Here is a 17,642-nt window from a genome sequence, read left to right on the forward strand (position 1 = left end):
TCGTCACGGATTCTGCCCGAGATGGAGATGGATCATTCGGACGCCATACCCATGCAGCGAGTCGCGATCGTCGCCGGCGAGCTGTCGGGGGACCTGCTCGGTGCGGGGCTGATACGCGCGCTCGCACGCCGGCACCCCGGTGTACGCTTCGAGGGTATCGGCGGCCCGGGCATGCGGGCCGCGGGGCTGGATAGCCTGTATCCGCTGGAAACCCTGTCGGTCATGGGGCTGGTCGAGGTGCTCCGACACCTGCCGCGGTTGCTGCGGGTGCGTAACGATCTCCTCGAGCGTTTCAGCGCGAACCCGCCGGATGTGTTCATCGGCATCGACGCGCCCGATTTCAACCTGGGACTGGAGCGGCGCCTGCGTGCCCGTGGGGTGCGTACCGTTCACTACGTAAGCCCCAGCGTATGGGCCTGGCGTCAGGCGCGCATTCACGGGATCGCGCGCTCGGTGGACCGGATGCTCACGCTGCTGCCGTTCGAAGCCGCGTTCTACGAGCGTCACCACGTGCCGGTGACTTTCGTGGGCCATCCGGCAGCGGATCGTTTCCCCATGGACGTGGATGTCTCCGCCTACCGGACGGCGTTGGAGGTGCCCGACGATGCACCGGTGCTGGCGGTGTTGCCGGGCAGCCGCGGCGGGGAGATGGAGCGCATCGGCCCGATCTTCGCCGAGACGGTGGCACGGCTGCGCCGCGCCCATCCGGATCTGCAGGTGGTCGCGCCCATGGCCACGGCCGCACTGCGAGCCCGATTCGAGGTGCTGCTCGCCGCGGCGGGCGTGACCGGGGGCGTGAACCTCATCGACGGACGGTCCGCCGAAGCGATGGGGGCGGCGGATGTCGTGCTCACCGCCTCGGGCACGGCGACGCTGGAGGCCATGCTGCTCAAGCGGCCCATGGTGGTGGCTTACCGTGTCGCGCCGGCGACCGCCTGGCTCGTGCGTCATCTGCGCCTGCTGAAGACGCCGTATGTCGCGTTGCCGAATCTGCTCGCGGACGAGGCGTTGGTGCCGGAGTACATTCAGGACGAGGCCACGCCGGCGGCGATGGCCCAGGGCGTGCAGCGTCTGCTCGAGGATCGCGGGCGGGCGGCGGCGATGCAGGCGCGCTTCGAGGAATTGCATCAGCGTCTCCGCCGCGGCGCCGACGAGCGCGCCGCCGAGGCCGTCGAGCACACGGTCGGATGAGCGGCCAAAGCGGATTCTCCTTTGCCGCCGCCGCGCAGTTCACCGCCGGCGTCGATGAGGTGGGGCGGGGACCACTGGCGGGCCCCGTGGTGGCAGCGGCGGTCATTCTGCCGCCCGCGGGTATCGAAGGGGTCGCCGACTCCAAGTCGCTCACGGCGCTTCGGCGCGAGGCGCTGGCCGAACGCGTGCGTGACGAGGCGCTCGCGTGGGCGGTGGGCCGTGCCGAGGTCGCCGAGATCGATCGGCTGAACATCCGTCAGGCCACTTTCGTCGCCATGCGCCGAGCCGTTGAGGCGCTGGACCCGGCCGCGGACTTCGCCCTGGTCGACGGCCGCGACTGTCCGCCGCTCGGGTGTCCCGTGGAGCCGGTGATCGGCGGTGACGCGAGCGTGCCGGCTATCGGCGCAGCCTCCATCCTCGCCAAGCAGTTGCGGGATGCGGAGATGGTCGTACTCGACGAGCGCTACCCGGGCTATGGCTTTGCCCGCCACAAGGGCTATGGCACCCGCGAGCACCTTGCCGCGCTGGGGCGGCTCGGGCCGTGTCCGATACACCGTCGATCCTTCCGTCCGGTGCGCGAGGCCGCCGCGGATTGACGCGTTGGTCGAACGCACGCCGGGCATTACACTACTAATCTTCTCAGAGGTATTGTGTCATGTGTCAGAGCGCCACAGCGGTTCGGGGGCAAGGCGCGCTCGCGCCGGCGTGGCCGGGTCACGTCAAGCGAGCGCAACGCCGCCACCGGGCCGCTGTGGCGCTGCCTTCGGGCCGGACTGTGCGCCGATGGGGGCTGCGTTGCTCGCCGCTCATGGTGCCCGGCTACACGGCGCGCCTCGCGCCTTGCCCCATCGGCGCACAGACCGGCTGACGCATGACAATACCTCTGAGAAGATTAGTAAGGGCCTGCACACGGCGACCCGCACAACCGACCGACGAGAGCCCATGACCGGCAGCTTCGTACACCTGCATCTGCACTCCGAGTTCTCCCTGATCGACGGCATCGTGCGCCTGAAGCCGCTCATGAAGGCATGTGCGGATGCCGGTATGCCCGCGGTGGCGGTCACAGACCAGGGCAATCTCTTCGGCATGGTCAAGTTCTACGAGGCGGCCATCGCGGCGGGGATCAAGCCCATCGTCGGGGCGGACGTGCGCGTGACCGACCGCGACAGCGCCGACGGACACTCCCAGGCCACGTTGCTGTGCGCCGATGACAGCGGTTACGGGTCGTTGACGCGCATTCTCACCGAGAGCTATCTGCACGGCCAGGATCAGGGCGTGCCGGTGGTGCGCCACGAGTGGCTCGCGCAGTGGTCCCAGGGCCTGATCGTGCTCTCCGGCGGCAAGGACGGGGACGTCGGGCGGGCGTTGCTCGATGGTCATGACGCGCTCGCCCGCGAGAAGCTCGCGTTCTGGCAGGAGCATTTCCCCGGCCGCTACTACCTCGAGATCCAGCGTGCCGGCCGTCCGGGCGACGAAGACCACCTCCACGCGGCGGTCGCGCTCGCCGCCGACACCGATGTGCCGGTGGTGGCGAGCAATGACGTCCGCTTTCTCGCGCCCGAGGATTTCGAGGCCCACGAGGCCCGTGTGTGCATCCACGAGGGCCGCACCCTGGACGACAAGCACCGTCCGCGGCGCTATAGCGCCGAGCAGTACCTGCGCACGCCCGAGGAAATGGCGGAGCTGTTCTCCGATATTCCGGAAGCGCTGGAGAACACCGTGGAGATTGCCAGGCGCTGCAATCTCAATCTGACCCTCGGCGAGAACGTGTTGCCGGACTTCCCGGTGCCCGAGGGCATGACCATCGACGAGTTCCTCGCCGCCGACGCCCGCAAGGGGCTGGAAGAGCGTCTCACACGCATCATCACCGATGACGACCCCGACCCCGCGGCCACTCGCAGGCGCTACGAGGAGCGCCTGCAGCGTGAGCTCGACGTGATCGAGCACATGGGGTTCCCGGGCTACTTCCTGATCGTCGCCGACTTCATACGCTGGGCGAAGGACAATGACATCCCCGTCGGCCCCGGGCGTGGCTCCGGTGCCGGGTCGCTGGTCGCCTATGCGCTCAAGATCACCGACCTGGATCCGCTCAGGTACGACCTGCTCTTCGAGCGTTTTCTAAATCCCGAGCGTGTTTCCATGCCCGACTTCGATGTCGACTTCTGCATGGAAAACCGCGACCGGGTGATCGACTATGTCGCCGACAAATACGGGCGCGAGAAGGTTTCCCAGATCGCCACCCACGGTACGATGGCCGCGCGTGCGGTGGTGCGGGATGTCGGCCGCGTGCTCGGCCATCCCTACGGCTACGTCGATCGTATAGCCAAGCTCGTGCCCTTCGAGCTCGGCATGACGCTCGAAAAGGCCCTGGAGCAGGAGGAGGACCTCAAGAACCTCTACGACGAGGACGAGGATGTCCACACGCTGATCGACATGGCGCGCAAGCTCGAGGGCATGTCGCGCAACGTGGGCAAGCACGCCGGCGGCGTGGTGATCGCCCCCTCCGAGCTCACCGACTTCGCGCCGCTCTACTGCGAGCCCGGCGGTGGCGGACTCGCCACGCAGTACGACAAGGACGACGTCGAGGCCGTTGGCCTGGTGAAGTTCGACTTCCTCGGCCTGCGCACGCTCACGATCATCGACTGGACGGTGAAGGCGGTAAACGCCATCCGCGCTGAACGCGGCAGCGATCCCCTCGACATCTCGGCCATCCCGCTGGATGACAAGGCGAGCTTCGACCTGCTCAAGGCCTGCCAGACCACGGCCGTCTTCCAGCTCGAGTCCCGGGGCATGAAGGACCTCATCCGCCGGCTGCAGCCGGACAGTTTCGAGGACATCATCGCGCTGGTGGCGCTGTTCCGTCCCGGGCCACTGCAGTCGGGCATGGTCGAGGACTTCATCGACCGCAAGCACGGCCGCACGCCGGTGGCGTATCCCACATCCGAGCTCCACCACGACGATCTGGAGCCGATTCTCAAGCCCACCTACGGCGTGATCCTCTACCAGGAGCAGGTCCAGCGTATCGCCCAGGTCCTCGCCGGCTACAGCCTGGGTGGCGCCGACCTCCTGCGCCGTGCCATGGGCAAGAAGAAAGCCTCCGAGATGGCGAAGCAGCGGGAGATCTTCCTCGCCGGCGCCAAGGAGAACGGACTTACCCACGAGCACGCCGAGGCGATCTTCGACCTGATGGAGAAGTTCGCCGGCTACGGCTTCAACAAGTCGCACTCCGCCGCCTATGCGCTGCTCTCCTACCAGACCGCCTGGCTGAAGGCCCACGAGCCGGCACCGTTCATGGCGGCCGTGTTGTCCTCGGACATGGACAACACCGACAAGGTGGTGACCTTCATCGAGGAGTGCCGCTCCATGGAGCTCACCGTGGAGCCGCCGGACGTCAACCGTTCGGACTGGATGTTCCGTGCCCGCGATGAGCGCACCATTGTCTACGGCCTCGGTGCGGTGAAGGGCGTGGGCCATTCCGCCATCGAGGCGCTGATCGCCGAGCGCGAGGCGAACGGGCCGTTCGCCGATCTGTTCGACCTGTGCGCGCGGGTGGATCTGCGCCGGCTCAACAAGCGCGTGCTCGAAGCCCTCATCCGCTCCGGCAGTCTCGACAATCTCGCCGCCAACCGCGCCACGGCGATGCATTATCTGCCCGAGGCGCTGAAGGCGGCGGAGCAGAAATCCCGCAACGCCGAGCTGGGTCAGGACGACCTCTTCGGCCTTGGAGCGCCGGCGGCAGCGGACACGCCGCAGCAACGGCCGGCCATGCCCGAGTGGGAGGAGCAGGAACGTCTTGCCGCGGAGAAAGAGATACTGGGGCTGTATCTCACCGGCCATCCCATCGATGAATACGAGGCCGAGATCACCCGTTTCATCACCGGACGCCTGAATCAGCTCGCCACCGGGATGGGGGCCACGCCGCCCGCGGAAGGTGGCAAGGGCCGCCGGCGCGAGAGCGGTCCCAAGGTGACCGTCGCCGGGCTGGTGATGGCGCTTCGCGTGCGCAACACGCAAAGCGGCGGGCGGCTCGGCGTGTTCACACTCGATGACCGCACCGGGCGTATCGACGTGGTGGTATTCCCCGAGGCCTTCCAGCGTTTCCGCCATCTGCTGGTCAAGGACGAGCTGCTGGTCGTTCAGGGCGAGCTCGGGTACGACGATTTCAGCGACGGCTACCGCATATCCGCCGACGAGGTCTTCGGTATCGGCGAGGCTCGCGAGCGTTTCGCCCGGGCGCTGGTACTGGGCGTCGACAGTGCCCGGGCAGGCAACGGTTTCATTCCCGAGCTGCGCGAGACGCTGTCGGCCTACCGCGACGGTGAGTGCCCGGTGCTCATCGACTATCGCGGTGAGCAGGCCCGCGCTTCGTTGCGCCTGAGCGAGGACTGGCGCGTACGGCCCACCGACGAGCTCGTGCGCCGTCTGGAAGGACTCGCCAGTGACGGAGCCGTGCGCGTGGAGTACTGAAGTCCCGGGACACCAGGGTGCGGTGCGTACGGGCGATGCCATCCGGCGCTAACGTGTTATGATCTGCCGCCTGTGTTTGCGGCAGTCGTGCGGAATCGGCACCGATGAGTCTGAATTTTCTCGAGTTCGAGCGCCCTATCGCGGAATTGGAAGCCAAGATCGAGGAGCTGCGCTACGTCGGTGATGATGCCGACGTGAATATCAGCGAGGAGATCGGACGGCTTCAGACCAAGAGCAGCCAGCTCACCGAGCAGATCTTCGCTTCGCTTTCACCGTGGCAGATCGCACAGCTCGCCCGGCATCCGCAGCGCCCTTACCTCCTGGATTATGCCGAGCACCTGTTCACCGACTTCGAGGAGCTCCACGGTGACCGCAGCTTCGCCGACGACGAGGCGATCATCGGCGGTCCGGCGCGTTTCCGCGGTGAGCCGGTCATGGTAATCGGTCATCAGAAGGGTCGGGACACCAAGGAGAAGCTTCGCCGCAACTTCGGCATGCCTCGACCCGAGGGCTACCGCAAGGCGAAACGGCTCATGGAGATGGCCGAGCGTTTCCGGTTGCCGGTGCTGACCTTCATCGACACCCCGGGGGCATATCCGGGCGTGGGCGCCGAGGAGCGGGGCCAGAGCGAGGCCATCGCGCGCAACCTCCAGGTCATGGCGCGCCTGCGTACCCCCATCGTCTGCACCGTGATCGGCGAGGGCGGCTCCGGCGGGGCGCTGGCAATCGGCGTGGGCGATCGCGTGCTGATGCTGCAGTACAGCACCTATTCGGTGATCTCGCCGGAAGGGTGCGCGTCGATTCTCTGGAAGAGCGCGGATCAGGCGGCGACCGCCGCCGAGGCCATGGGTATTACCGCCGAGCGCCTGCACGAGCTCGAGCTGATCGACGAAGTGGTGACCGAGCCGCTCGGTGGCGCTCATCGGGACCGGGCCGGCATGGCCGATACACTTGCCGAGGCGCTGCATAACCAGCTCGAGAGCCTGCGCAGCCTGTCCGCTGACGAGCTCGTCAACCAGCGCTACGACCGGTTGATGCAGTTCGGCCGTTTCCGCGACTGACAAGACTGGTAATCAGGAGGGCCGGAACGTGTCCGCCCTCGATCCGGAGACATTCCGCGACGCCGTCTACGCCCTGGGTGTGCATTCGAGCATCCACGTGGCGGTGAGCGGCGGTCTCGATTCCGTGGTGCTACTGGACCTTGCCGCACGCGCCGGAGTCGCTGCCGGCGCCGTGCACGTGGACCACGGCCTGCAGCCGGCGAGTGCGCGCTGGGCACGGTTCGTGGCAACGCTGTGCCAGCGCCGCGGTATTCCCGTTCGGCAGTGCTGTCTTGCCCTCGAGGCCGGTTCCGACCTGGAGGCACGGGCGCGCGCGGCGCGTTACCAGGCGTTTCGCGACCTGCTTCCACCGGGAGCGGTGCTGGCCACGGCCCACCACGGTGACGACCAGGCCGAGACGGTGCTGTTGCGTGTGTTGCGCGGGGCGGGGGTGGAAGGGCTTACCGGCATCGCGCCGCGCCGCAGCGAGGGCGGGCTGGCGCTCATCCGCCCGCTGCTGCCGTGGCGACGGGAGACGTTACGCACCTATGCGCGAAAGCGACGCCTGCACTGGATCGACGATCCGACCAATTACGAGCTCACCCCCGATCGCAACTATCTGCGCCACGAGATTCTGCCCCGCCTCGAGTCCCGTTGGCCGGACGTTCCCCGGCGACTGGCGCGGACGTCGCGACATGCGGCCGAGGCGCGGGAGGTGGCGGCCTGGGCCGCCGAACGCCTGGGCATCGTGGATGGACCCGTCGTCACTGCGCCGCTGGCCCAGGCGCCGCCCGCGGTCGCCGCCGCGGTGCTGCGCCACTGGCTGCGGCAGGCCCGCCTGCGTGCCCCTGCCGAGGCGCGTCTGCGTCAGGGCATGCACGACCTGTTTTCGGCCGGCGCGGACCGACACCCCGCATTGGTGTGGGCGGACGGGCAGGTGCGCCGCCACGCCGCGATGCTCTACCGTCTGCCGCCCTCGCTTCCGGAACCGTCCCCCGCGGTCGCGAGCGGTCTCACGGAGGCGGACGAGACCGATTTCGGCATCGGTCGTCTCTGCTGGCGATGGACCCCCGGCGGTGGTCTGCCCCCGGAGACCATTGCGAGGCTCACCGTGAGCTTCGCCCCCGCGGGTGCACGGCTGCGGCTGCACCGCGGAGGCGGCCGCCAGCGTCTCACGGAGCTCTACCGGGCTCGCGGTATCGCCCCTTGGGAGCGCGGCTGGCTGCCCCTTCTCCGGCTCGACGGGGAGGTGGTAGCCGTGCCGGGCATCGGTATGGACCCGGCGGTGACGGTCAGCGGTGGCTACACGCCGGTGTGGCGTCTGACGCTGCCGAGATCGTGTGACGTTACCGGGGGACTGTCACCGTGGCTGGACACCGGCGCGGGCGGTAGCGGGCAGTGACGGGAATGAACGATGTTGAGAAATAATGGGAGAATTTTTTTATAATTAATTGATTTTTAAATATATACTCTGCGCGTTCGCGCATCGTGCGTTGTGCACACACGGGTGTTCTGATACCGTTTTGGTCCATCCTGAGGCCGGCGTTGGCCGGGTCCGTTCCCTGACCTTCTTCTGAACTGCTCTATGACGCGATTCATCTTCATCACGGGCGGTGTTGTGTCCTCGTTGGGCAAAGGCATCGCCGCAGCCTCGTTGGGTAGCGTGCTACAGGCGCGCGGGCTGAGCGTGACCATGGTCAAGCTCGACCCCTACATCAACGTGGACCCGGGCACCATGAGCCCGTTCCAGCACGGCGAGGTGTACGTCACCGACGACGGCGCGGAGACGGACCTGGACCTGGGGCATTACGAGCGCTTCCTGCGTACGCGCATGACGTGCAAGAACAATTACACCACCGGGCGCATCTACGAGTCGGTCATCCGCAAGGAGCGCCAGGGGGATTATCTCGGCGGGACCGTGCAGGTCATTCCGCACATTACCGACGAGATCAAGCGCTGCATCGAGCAGGGTGCCGACGGTGCGGACGTGGCGCTGATCGAGATCGGCGGCACGGTGGGTGACATCGAATCGCTGCCGTTCCTGGAGGCTATCCGGCAGATGGGTTCGGAGCTCGGTCACGAGCGCTGCCTGTTCGTGCACCTCACCCTGGTGCCGTTCGTTGGCGCCGCCGGGGAGATGAAGACCAAGCCCACGCAGCATTCCGTCAAGGAGTTGCGCTCCATCGGTATACAGCCGGACATCCTGCTGTGTCGTGCTGCCAGCCCGATCCCGGAGGAAGAGCGTCGCAAGATCGCGCTGTTCACCAACGTGGACCCGCGTGGGGTGATCTCGGTGCTGGACGTGGACAATATCTACAAGGTCCCCGAGGCCCTTCACGGGCAGGGACTGGATAATATCGTCGCCGAGAAACTGCACCTGGAGCTGCCGCCCGCCAACCTGGGTGACTGGCACAAGGTCGTGGAGACCATGGCCCACCCCGAAGGCGAGGTCACCATCGCCATGGTGGGCAAGTACGTGAACCTCGCCGACGCTTACATGTCGCTCAACGAGTCGCTGCGTCACGCGAGCGTGCAGACGCGGCGCAAGGTCAATATCCGCTACGTGGAGTCCGAGGAGATCGAGCGCGAGGGCGCCGAGATCCTCGCCGACGTCGACGGTATTCTTGTGCCCGGCGGGTTCGGCGAACGCGGGGTCGAGGGCAAGATCGCCGCGGCGCGCTATGCGCGCGAGAACGCAATCCCCTATCTCGGCATCTGCCTGGGCATGCAGGTGGCGGTCATCGAGTTCGCGCGCAACGTGGCCGGCCTCGAGGGCGCGCACAGCACGGAATTCCTGACCCACCCGCAGCACCCGGTGATCGGCCTGATCACGGAGTGGATGAACGAGGAAGGGCTCGTGGAGATGCGCGATGAGGCTTCCGACCTGGGCGGCACCATGCGTCTGGGCTCGCAATCGGCCCGTCTGGTGCGCGATTCGCTCGTGCACCGCATCTACGGCAAGGACGTCATCCGCGAGCGCCACCGGCACCGCTACGAGTTCAATAATCGCTACGCGCAGGTGCTCGAAGAGGCGGGTATGCGTATCTCGGGCTGGGCGAAGCACAACGAGCTCGTCGAATGCGTGGAGCTGCCGGACCATCCCTGGTACCTGGCCTGTCAGTTCCACCCGGAGTTCACGTCCACTCCGCGGGATGGCCATCCGCTGTTCACGAGCTTCATCCGCGCGGCGGCCCGTCGCGACGAGCAGCGTTCCAGCGCGGATAGCGTCTCGGGCACGCGTCAGGAGGCCTGAAGATGACGGCGTTCGAACTCTGCGGTTTTCCAGTGGGGCTGACGCGGCCACTGTTTCTCATCGCCGGGCCCTGCGTGGTGGAGTCGGAGCAGCTGGCGCTCGATTCCGCCGGCGAGCTCAAGGCCCTGACCGACGAGCTCGGCGTTCCGTTCATCTACAAGTCCTCTTACGACAAGGCCAACCGCTCCTCCCACGACAGCTTCCGCGGCCCGGGCATGGACGAAGGGCTGCGCATCCTGGAGAAAGTGCGTGCCGAGATCGGCGTGCCGGTGCTTACCGACGTTCACGAGGATACGCCGCTGGAGGAGGTGGCCGCGGTCGTGGACGTGCTCCAGACCCCCGCGTTCCTCTGCCGGCAGACCAACTTCATCCAGCGCGTGGCGAGCCAGGGCCTGCCCGTCAATATCAAGAAGGGCCAGTTCCTCGCCCCCTGGGACATGGCGAACGTGGTGGCCAAGGCACATGCCGTGGGTAACGAGCGGATCATGGCCTGCGAGCGCGGCGTGTCGTTCGGGTATAACAACCTGATCTCGGATATGCGCGCCCTTTCGGTGATGCGGGAGACGGGGGCGCCGGTGGTATTCGACGCGACGCACTCCGTCCAGCTGCCGGGGGGGCAGGGCAAGGCCTCCGGCGGCCAGCGCGAGTTCGTACCCGTGCTCGCGCGGGCGGCGGTGGCCGCTGGTGTCGCCGGCGTGTTCATGGAGACCCACCCGGACCCGGGTCGCGCGCTCTCCGACGGGCCCAACGCGTGGCCGCTGCCGCGCATGCGGGAGTTGCTCACCACGCTCACGGCGTTGGACGGGTTGGTCAAGGAGCACGGATTCATCGAGAATTCGCTCGCCTGATGGCGGGTCGGCCGTACGAGGCGGCTGCGTAGCAATCACACCGACAGGAGGGAAGAAAACGGCATGGCGAGCATCAAGGCGATCAAGGCCCGCGAGATCCTGGATTCCCGGGGCAATCCCACCGTCGAAGCGGACGTGCTGCTGGCGAGCGGCGCCTTCGGCCGCGCCGCGGTGCCCTCCGGTGCTTCTACCGGTGCCCGCGAGGCCGTGGAGCTGCGCGACGGCGACAAGGCCCGCTACCTCGGCAAGGGCGTGACCCAGGCGGTGGAGAACGTCAATACGGTCATTCGCGATGCCCTCGTGGGCATGGAGGCGGACGAGCAGCGTGCCATCGACGACAAGCTCATCGCCCTGGACGGCACGGACAACAAGGGCCGGCTGGGCGCCAACGCGCTGCTCGCCGTGTCTCTCGCCACGGCGCGCGCCGCGGCGAACGACCATGAGCGTTCACTGTTCCGCGAGCTCACCCCGCAAGCGCCATACACGCTGCCGGTGCCGATGATGAACATCCTCAACGGCGGTGCGCATGCGGACAACAGTGTGGACATCCAGGAGTTCATGGTGATGCCGGTGGCCTTCGCGCGCTTTAGCGAGGCGCTGCGCTGCGGCACCGAGATCTTCCACGCCCTGAAGAAGGTTCTCGCCGGTCGCGGGCTGTCCACCGCCGTGGGCGACGAAGGTGGTTTCGCGCCCAACCTGCCCTCTAACGAGGCGGCCATCGAGGTGATTCTCGAGGCGGTCGAAGCGGCGGGCTATCGCGCCGGTGACCAGGTGTGGCTGGCACTGGACGCGGCGAGCTCCGAGTTCTACCGCGACGGCGCCTATCACCTGGAGTCCGAAGGCAAGACCTTCGCGCCGGCCGAGTTCGCGGAGGTGCTGCGCGGCTGGGTCGAGAAGTATCCCATCGTCTCCATCGAGGACGGTATGTCCGAGGATGACTGGGAAGGCTGGAAAGCGCTCACCGAGGCTGTCGGCGACCGCGTCCAGCTCGTCGGCGACGACCTGTTCGTCACCAACACCAGCATCCTGCGCGAGGGCATCGACCGGGGCGTCGCCAATTCGATTCTGATCAAGTTCAACCAGATCGGCACGCTCACCGAGACCCTGGACGCCATCGCGATGGCCGCGGATGCCGGTTACACCGCGGTGGTGTCGCATCGCTCGGGCGAAACCGAGGATACCACCATCGCCGATCTCGCGGTCGCCAGTACGGCCACGCAGATCAAGACCGGCTCGCTGTGCCGTTCGGACCGGGTCGCCAAGTACAACCAGCTCCTGCGCATCGAGGAGGAGCTCGGCGATGCGGCCAACTATGCCGGCCGCGAGGCGTTCCCGAATCTGAAGGACTTCGGCTGAGGCCGTGACCATGCGCGTGCTCATCGGCGTGCTGGCAGTGGCGCTGGTCGCCCTGCAGGCACGTCTGTGGTTCGGTGACGGCAGTGTCACCGAGCTGCAGCGGCTGGAGGACGCCGTCGCCGAGCAGCGTGAGGACAACGCTGAGCTCCAGGCGCGCAACGACGCCCTGGCCGCCGACGTCGCCGACCTCAAGGGGGGGCTCGAGGCGGTGGAGGAACGGGCGCGCCGGGAGCTCGGCATGATCCGCGACAACGAGACCTTCTTTCAGGTAACGGGCGAACGTGAGCAACGCTAGGGCCCTTGGACATGGTGGCGCCCCATTGGGTCGTCACGCGGTGAGATATGCGGGCTAGGCGTGTCTGGGCCGTGGTGCCCGCCGCTGGCCGCGGGGAACGTTTCGGCGGTGGGCGGCCCAAACAGTACGAAACCCTCGCCGGACGCGCCGTCATCGAATGGAGCGTGAGCGCGTTGCTCGCGTGTCGCGACGTGGTCGGCGTGATGGTGGCACTCGCCGGTGACGACCGTGACTGGTCGACGCTGGCCATCGCGAGCGACCACCGCGTTCACACCTGCCGCGGCGGCAAACACCGCAGCGACTCGGTGCTGGCCGGGCTCGAGGCGTTACACGAGCTGAATGCGGACGACACCGACCCGGTGCTGGTGCACGACGCCGCCCGACCGGCGGTGACCGCCGCCGCCATCGAGGCGTTGATCCGCGGTGCCGATGGCCCCTCGGGCGGGCTGCTGGCCCTGCCGGTTGCCGATACGCTCAAGCGCGGGGAGGCGGGCGAGAGCGTCGCCACCGCCGAGCGTAGCGGATTGTGGGCCGCCCAGACGCCCCAGATGTTCCCGCTGGGCACGTTGCGCGAGGCGCTACGCGAAGGGCGGGCGCAGGGTGTTGCCGTTACCGACGAGGCGCAGGCGATGGAGCGTCGTGGCTATCGGCCCCGGCTGGTGGCCGGCGAGGCCGGCAACATCAAACTGACGCGTCGCGGCGATCGAGTGCTCCTGGAGGCGATTCTTCATTCCCGCACCCGGGGGCAGACCGAATGAACCTGCGTATCGGCCAGGGATTCGACGCTCACCGTTTCCGCGATGGCGGCCGCCTGGTGCTCGGCGGTGTCGAAATTCCCCACGAGCAGGGGCTGGAGGCCCACTCCGACGGGGACTGCCTGCTTCACGCCATCACCGATGCGTTGCTGGGGGCCATCGGCGCCGGGGATCTAGGCCAGCACTTTCCCGATTCCGATCCGTGTTTCGCCGGAGCGGATAGCCGCGACCTCCTCCGACATGCCGTTGCCCTCGCCGACGAGGGGGGGTGGCAGGTGGTCAACGTGGACGCCACCGTGATCGCCCAGCGCCCGAGACTCTCCGGATACCTCGGTGCCATGCGCGAATGCATCGCTACCGATCTGCGCGTCGCCATCGACGCCGCCAACCTCAAGGCGACCACCACCGAACGCATGGGGTTCACGGGGCGTGGCGAGGGAATCGCCGCCATGGCGGTGGTGCTGGTCACCGGTCATGACCGCTGAGCGTCAATCGTTTCGCCCTGTGGCACCGCTGCCCGCCCACGGGGAGCTTCTCGGCAGTGCGGTTGTGAAGGTCCACCCCGAGGATTTCCAGGTTGCCGAGGTGCCCAAGGTCCTGCCGGAGGGTAGTGGCGAGCACATTCTTCTGGAGATCCGGAAAAGCGGGCTCACCACGGGGGAGGCCGTGCGGCAGCTCGCCGCGCATCTCGGCGTTGCGCCGCGGGCAGTCAGTCATGCCGGTCTCAAGGACCGCCAGGGTGTTACCAGCCAGTGGCTCAGCGTGCACGATCCCGGAGGGCAGGGCGTTCCGCGGGCGGGCGCTATCGATACCGGGCTGGAGATCCTCCGTGCCGGCCGGCATGGCCGCAAGCTGCGTACGGGCGCGTTGGCCGGCAACCGCTTCCGGTTGCGGCTACGGGCTGTGGATGCGCCTCGTGATGCCGTCGATCGTCGGCTGGCCCGCATGGCCTGGCACGGTGTTCCCAACTATTTCGGCAGTCAGCGTTTCGGGCGCGCGGGCGCCAACCTGGACAAGGCGCTCGCTTGGCACCGTGGCGAGATGGCGGTGCGCCGGCGCGACGTGCAGGGGCTGCTCCTGTCGGCCGCGCGCTCGGAAGTGTTCAATCGCGTACTCCGCCGGCGCGTCGAGGCGGGGACGTGGAACCGCGCCATTCCGGGGGATTGGATGGTGCTCGACGGGCGGGGGAGTGTGTTCGCTGCTTCAGACGAAGCGCCCGCGCGACTGAGCCGCCGTCTGAGCGTTCAAGCGATTCATCCTACCGGACCCATGCCCGGTGTCGGCGATGCGTTGGTTAGCGACCGGGCACGTGCCATCGAGCAGGCGGTCATGGACGAATGCCACGAGCTCGTCGCCCTGCTCACGCGACGACGGGTGAAAGTCCAGCGCCGTGCCTTGCGTTTGCGCGTCGCCGATCTTGCATGGCGGTGGCCGGCCCGTGGCGTGCTCGAGCTCGCATTTCGCCTGCCTCCCGGGGCCTATGCCACCACGGTTGTGGCGGAGTGCTTTCAGATCGGCGACAATAGTCCCAATTACCGCTAGGACAATGATACCCGCGGGGCCGTGGCGAGGCTTCGCCTCAGTGAGGTAGTGAAGATGCCGCGACACGGCGGCGGGCGCTCATCTGGTCTACGTTGAAGGGCGGGCTGCTGGCGTCGGACGGATCAGAGCGGGTGTAAATTAATTAATCAATGAGTTAATTACGTACAAACGACCCAACCTGGTAAGGAGAGCCTAGCAATGGTGAATCGAGATCGTCCGAGGAAGGGACCGGGACGGCCGAGCGGGCCGCATGACGACAGCGTCCGCGAACAGTTGCTGGAGGCGGCCGGGCGCCTTTTCGCCCGGCAGGGCGTTCACCAGACTTCTCTGGCGGAGGTTTCCGAGGCGGTGGGCGTTAACAGTGCGATGGTGCGTTACTACTTCACGGACAAGCGCGGACTCTACCGTGAAGTCATCCACCGATCGGCCGAGCCCATCTTCCGGCACATCGAGGCGGTCACCAGGACCGCGCCGTCGCAGCGCGGCGAAGCGGCAGCGCGCTTCATGGCGACTTACATGCGTGAGATGGCGCAGGATCAGTGGTTGCCGACATTGCTCGTGCGGGACGTATTGATGCCCGATGGCGAGTTCCGGGAGGAGTTTGTCCGTGCGTATGCCCACCCGGCCGGAGGTGGCATGCTTGCGGGCATGGCGGAAGCCGAGATTGGCCGGGGGCATCTGCGTGAGGATCTGACTCCCGGGCTTACGGCGCTCACGCTGATCAGCCTCGCCCTGTTTCCATTCGTCGCCCGGCCCATCGTGAGCGAGGTGTTCGACGTGGACATCACGCCGGAGCGCATCGAGCGCCTGGTGGCACATACGGTGCATCTGTTCTACGAAGGTGCGGCCACCGAGCATAGCCGCGACGCATGGCGCGAGGTGGTGCCCGCCACCTGAGGGATCCGGTGCGGCCGCCGACGGTTGCTTCTCGTCGCTCGGCAGAAGGCCGTGGCGGCCGCGTGTAGCCCGACCGCAGTGGGGCTCGGATCGATTACCCCACTTTGGCGAAAAAATTAATTAAATGGACATTGAATACGCCTGAACACCTCCTATACTGCCCGCAGGTATTGGCAACGGCGGAACGAGGAAAAGGCTTCATCCGCATCGTTCCGTAATTAATTACATAGTTGATTAATACCTGATCGTGCATGACCGCCAAGCTGAATAGGGAGAGCAAGCATGGCGTACGAGCAGACCTACGCGAGGATCCGCAGCTTCATTGCGGAGGAGCTTCTGAACTCGGCCCAGGTCGAGATCGAGCCCGAGACGCCACTGCTCGAGTGGGGGGTTCTCAACTCGCTCAATATCGCCCGGTTGATGACCTACGTTCGCGAGCAACTCGGTGTTGCCATCCCCCCGTCGGAAGTAACCGGCAGCAACTTCAAGAACCTCGACGCGATCGTCCGCCTCGTCGAGGCCCTGCAGGCCGACGCCGAACCCGCCACGGCCTGAGCCAGGGCTGTATCGGCGCGCGGTAGACGATTCATCAGGCGCGAGAGACGCAAACAACAGGAGACGGCAGGCATGGATGGCTTCGACTTTGACGTAGGCATCATCGGTGGTGGCCCGGGCGGTTCCACAATGGCCTCTTACCTGGCGAAAGCCGGAGTGAAGTGCGCGGTATTCGAGGGGGAGGTGTTCGAACGCCCGCACGTGGGGGAGTCGCTGGTGCCCGCCACGACGCCGGTGTTCCTGGACATCGGTGTCATGGACAAGCTCGAGCGCGCGGGTTTTCCCCGCAAGTTCGGCGCGGCCTGGACCTCCGCCGAGGCGGGCCCCGTCGACAAGATGGGGTTTCAGGGCCTCGACCACGATTTCCGGGCCGCCGAGATCCTGTTCAACGAGCGGGACCAGGACGGTGTCGACCGCGACTATACCTTCCATGTGGACCGCGGCAAGTTCGATCGCATTCTCCTCGAACACGCCAGTGAGCTCGGGGCCACGGTCTATCAGGGCGTGCGTGTTCGCGGCGTCGACTTCTCCGAGCCGGATGCGAGAACGCTGCACGTGAAGATCGGCCAGAAGGACGTGCCCGTGCGGGTACGCATGGTGGTCGACGCCAGTGGCCGGCAGTGCTTTCTCGGCAAGAAACTCAAGCTCAAGGAAGTGGATCCGGTCTTCGACCAGTTCGCCGTACACACTTGGTTCGACAACTACGACCGGAGCACGGTGACCACGAATCCGGACAAGGTGGATTACATCTTCATCCACTTTCTGCCGGTAACCAACACCTGGGTCTGGCAGATCCCGATCACGGAGACGGTGACGAGCATCGGCGTGGTCACCCAGAAGAAGCACTTCAAGCAGGCGAACAAGAACCGCGAGGAGTTCTTCTGGGAGTGCATCGGCACGCGCCCCGAGCTCTACGACGCACTCCAGGCCGCCGACCGGGTGCGTCCCTTCACCGCGGAAGCCGACTACAGCTACGGCATGAAACAGATCTGCGGCGATGGCTACGTCATGATCGGCGATGCCGCCCGGTTCGTGGATCCCATCTTCTCCAGCGGGGTCAGCGTCGCGGTCAATAGTGCCCGCATTGCCAGCGAGGACATCCTCGCGGCGCTCGAGGCGGATGACTTCAGCAAAGCGCAGTTCGCCAACTACGAGGGCAAGCTCCGTCGCGGCGTTCGCAACTGGTATGAGTTCATCTCGCTTTACTACCGGCTGAACATCCTCTTTACCGCATTCGTTCAGGATCCCCGGTATCGGCTGGACGTTCTGCAGTTGCTGCAAGGCGACGTCTATGACGTCGAGGAGCCGGCGGCGCTGTGCAAGATGCGCGAGATCGTCAAGGAGGTGGAGAACAACCCCGACCATCTCTGGCACGGCTATCTCGGCGACCTGAGCATGCCGTCGGCCGCGCCCACCTTTTGAGCTGTCGCAGGAGCAGGGAGG

General features: G+C 66.6%; 15 protein-coding genes. All 15 read left to right on the plus strand.

All coding sequences use genetic code 11. The annotated features are described in order from the left end of the window. Window positions 1-27 precede the first annotated feature (27 nt). The 15 genes from lpxB (at window position 28) to ACPEES_RS16815 (ending at window position 17,621) form a co-directional block, all read left to right on the plus strand. A complete protein-coding gene (lpxB, locus tag ACPEES_RS16745) occupies window positions 28-1,191 on the plus strand; it encodes a lipid-A-disaccharide synthase (RefSeq protein WP_435104719.1) in 1,164 nt (387 codons plus the stop codon). Next, window positions 1,188-1,787 (plus strand): ribonuclease HII, encoded by a 600-nt coding sequence (gene rnhB, locus ACPEES_RS16750; protein ID WP_435104720.1) that lies wholly within the window; start codon window positions 1,188-1,190, stop codon window positions 1,785-1,787. Before lpxB ends, rnhB begins: the two co-directional genes overlap by 4 nt. Window positions 1,788-2,133: 346 nt before the next feature. Further along, window positions 2,134-5,658: a DNA polymerase III subunit alpha gene (dnaE, locus tag ACPEES_RS16755; protein WP_435104721.1), complete on the plus strand. Its 3,525-nt coding sequence runs from the start codon at window positions 2,134-2,136 to the stop codon at window positions 5,656-5,658. A gap of 104 nt (window positions 5,659-5,762) precedes the next feature. Further along, window positions 5,763-6,719 carry an acetyl-CoA carboxylase carboxyltransferase subunit alpha gene (locus ACPEES_RS16760; protein WP_435104722.1) on the plus strand — a complete coding sequence of 319 codons (957 nt, stop codon included), beginning with the start codon at window positions 5,763-5,765 and terminating at the stop codon, window positions 6,717-6,719. Between the two features lie 28 nt (window positions 6,720-6,747). Next, window positions 6,748-8,100: a tRNA lysidine(34) synthetase TilS gene (gene tilS / locus ACPEES_RS16765; RefSeq protein ID WP_435104723.1), complete on the plus strand. Its 1,353-nt coding sequence runs from the start codon at window positions 6,748-6,750 to the stop codon at window positions 8,098-8,100. A gap of 183 nt (window positions 8,101-8,283) precedes the next feature. Further along, a complete protein-coding gene (locus ACPEES_RS16770; protein ID WP_435104724.1) occupies window positions 8,284-9,951 on the plus strand; it encodes a CTP synthase in 1,668 nt (555 codons plus the stop codon). A gap of 2 nt (window positions 9,952-9,953) precedes the next feature. Continuing rightward, window positions 9,954-10,799, plus strand: coding sequence for a 3-deoxy-8-phosphooctulonate synthase (kdsA, locus tag ACPEES_RS16775; RefSeq protein ID WP_435104725.1), 846 nt, complete (start codon window positions 9,954-9,956; stop codon window positions 10,797-10,799). Between the two features lie 63 nt (window positions 10,800-10,862). Further along, window positions 10,863-12,155, plus strand: a complete 1,293-nt coding sequence (eno, locus tag ACPEES_RS16780) for a phosphopyruvate hydratase (protein ID WP_435104726.1) — start codon at window positions 10,863-10,865, stop codon at window positions 12,153-12,155. 10 nt (window positions 12,156-12,165) lie between these two features. After that, a complete protein-coding gene (ftsB, locus tag ACPEES_RS16785; RefSeq protein ID WP_435104727.1) occupies window positions 12,166-12,450 on the plus strand; it encodes a cell division protein FtsB in 285 nt (94 codons plus the stop codon). A 47-nt stretch (window positions 12,451-12,497) separates the two neighbouring features. Continuing rightward, window positions 12,498-13,208: a 2-C-methyl-D-erythritol 4-phosphate cytidylyltransferase gene (gene ispD / locus ACPEES_RS16790; protein WP_435104728.1), complete on the plus strand. Its 711-nt coding sequence runs from the start codon at window positions 12,498-12,500 to the stop codon at window positions 13,206-13,208. Then, on the plus strand, window positions 13,205-13,690 hold the full coding sequence (ispF, locus tag ACPEES_RS16795; protein ID WP_435104729.1) for a 2-C-methyl-D-erythritol 2,4-cyclodiphosphate synthase: 486 nt from the start codon (window positions 13,205-13,207) through the stop codon (window positions 13,688-13,690). Before ispD ends, ispF begins: the two co-directional genes overlap by 4 nt. After that, a complete protein-coding gene (truD, locus tag ACPEES_RS16800) occupies window positions 13,680-14,747 on the plus strand; it encodes a tRNA pseudouridine(13) synthase TruD (RefSeq protein ID WP_435104730.1) in 1,068 nt (355 codons plus the stop codon). The genes ispF and truD overlap by 11 nt, the downstream gene beginning before the upstream one ends. A gap of 198 nt (window positions 14,748-14,945) precedes the next feature. Next, the gene (locus ACPEES_RS16805) at window positions 14,946-15,644 is read left to right on the plus strand and encodes a TetR/AcrR family transcriptional regulator (RefSeq protein ID WP_435104731.1); all 699 of its coding nucleotides are present in this window, start codon (window positions 14,946-14,948) and stop codon (window positions 15,642-15,644) included. Between the two features lie 282 nt (window positions 15,645-15,926). Continuing rightward, entirely contained in the window at window positions 15,927-16,199 is a 273-nt protein-coding gene (locus tag ACPEES_RS16810) for an acyl carrier protein (RefSeq protein WP_435104732.1), read from the plus strand. Window positions 16,200-16,271: 72 nt separating this feature from the next. Further along, on the plus strand, window positions 16,272-17,621 hold the full coding sequence (locus ACPEES_RS16815) for an NAD(P)/FAD-dependent oxidoreductase (protein ID WP_435104733.1): 1,350 nt from the start codon (window positions 16,272-16,274) through the stop codon (window positions 17,619-17,621). Window positions 17,622-17,642: the final 21 nt, after the last annotated feature.

The organism is Arhodomonas sp. AD133 (assembly GCF_051195215.1).
Classification (GTDB): Bacteria; Pseudomonadota; Gammaproteobacteria; order Nitrococcales; family Nitrococcaceae; genus Arhodomonas.

What these genes read in the sequence shown, in the direction of transcription:
- lpxB (WP_435104719.1), top strand. Translation starts at nt 28, where the DNA reads ATGGATCATTCGGACGCCATACCCATGCAGCGAGTCGCGATCGTCGCC.
- rnhB (WP_435104720.1), top strand. Translation starts at nt 1,188, where the DNA reads ATGAGCGGCCAAAGCGGATTCTCCTTTGCCGCCGCCGCGCAGTTCACC.
- dnaE (WP_435104721.1), top strand. Translation starts at nt 2,134, where the DNA reads ATGACCGGCAGCTTCGTACACCTGCATCTGCACTCCGAGTTCTCCCTG.
- ACPEES_RS16760 (WP_435104722.1), top strand. Translation starts at nt 5,763, where the DNA reads ATGAGTCTGAATTTTCTCGAGTTCGAGCGCCCTATCGCGGAATTGGAA.
- ACPEES_RS16770 (WP_435104724.1), top strand. Translation starts at nt 8,284, where the DNA reads ATGACGCGATTCATCTTCATCACGGGCGGTGTTGTGTCCTCGTTGGGC.
- kdsA (WP_435104725.1), top strand. Translation starts at nt 9,954, where the DNA reads ATGACGGCGTTCGAACTCTGCGGTTTTCCAGTGGGGCTGACGCGGCCA.
- eno (WP_435104726.1), top strand. Translation starts at nt 10,863, where the DNA reads ATGGCGAGCATCAAGGCGATCAAGGCCCGCGAGATCCTGGATTCCCGG.
- ftsB (WP_435104727.1), top strand. Translation starts at nt 12,166, where the DNA reads ATGCGCGTGCTCATCGGCGTGCTGGCAGTGGCGCTGGTCGCCCTGCAG.
- ispD (WP_435104728.1), top strand. Translation starts at nt 12,498, where the DNA reads ATGCGGGCTAGGCGTGTCTGGGCCGTGGTGCCCGCCGCTGGCCGCGGG.
- ispF (WP_435104729.1), top strand. Translation starts at nt 13,205, where the DNA reads ATGAACCTGCGTATCGGCCAGGGATTCGACGCTCACCGTTTCCGCGAT.
- truD (WP_435104730.1), top strand. Translation starts at nt 13,680, where the DNA reads ATGACCGCTGAGCGTCAATCGTTTCGCCCTGTGGCACCGCTGCCCGCC.
- ACPEES_RS16805 (WP_435104731.1), top strand. Translation starts at nt 14,946, where the DNA reads ATGGTGAATCGAGATCGTCCGAGGAAGGGACCGGGACGGCCGAGCGGG.
- ACPEES_RS16810 (WP_435104732.1), top strand. Translation starts at nt 15,927, where the DNA reads ATGGCGTACGAGCAGACCTACGCGAGGATCCGCAGCTTCATTGCGGAG.
- ACPEES_RS16815 (WP_435104733.1), top strand. Translation starts at nt 16,272, where the DNA reads ATGGATGGCTTCGACTTTGACGTAGGCATCATCGGTGGTGGCCCGGGC.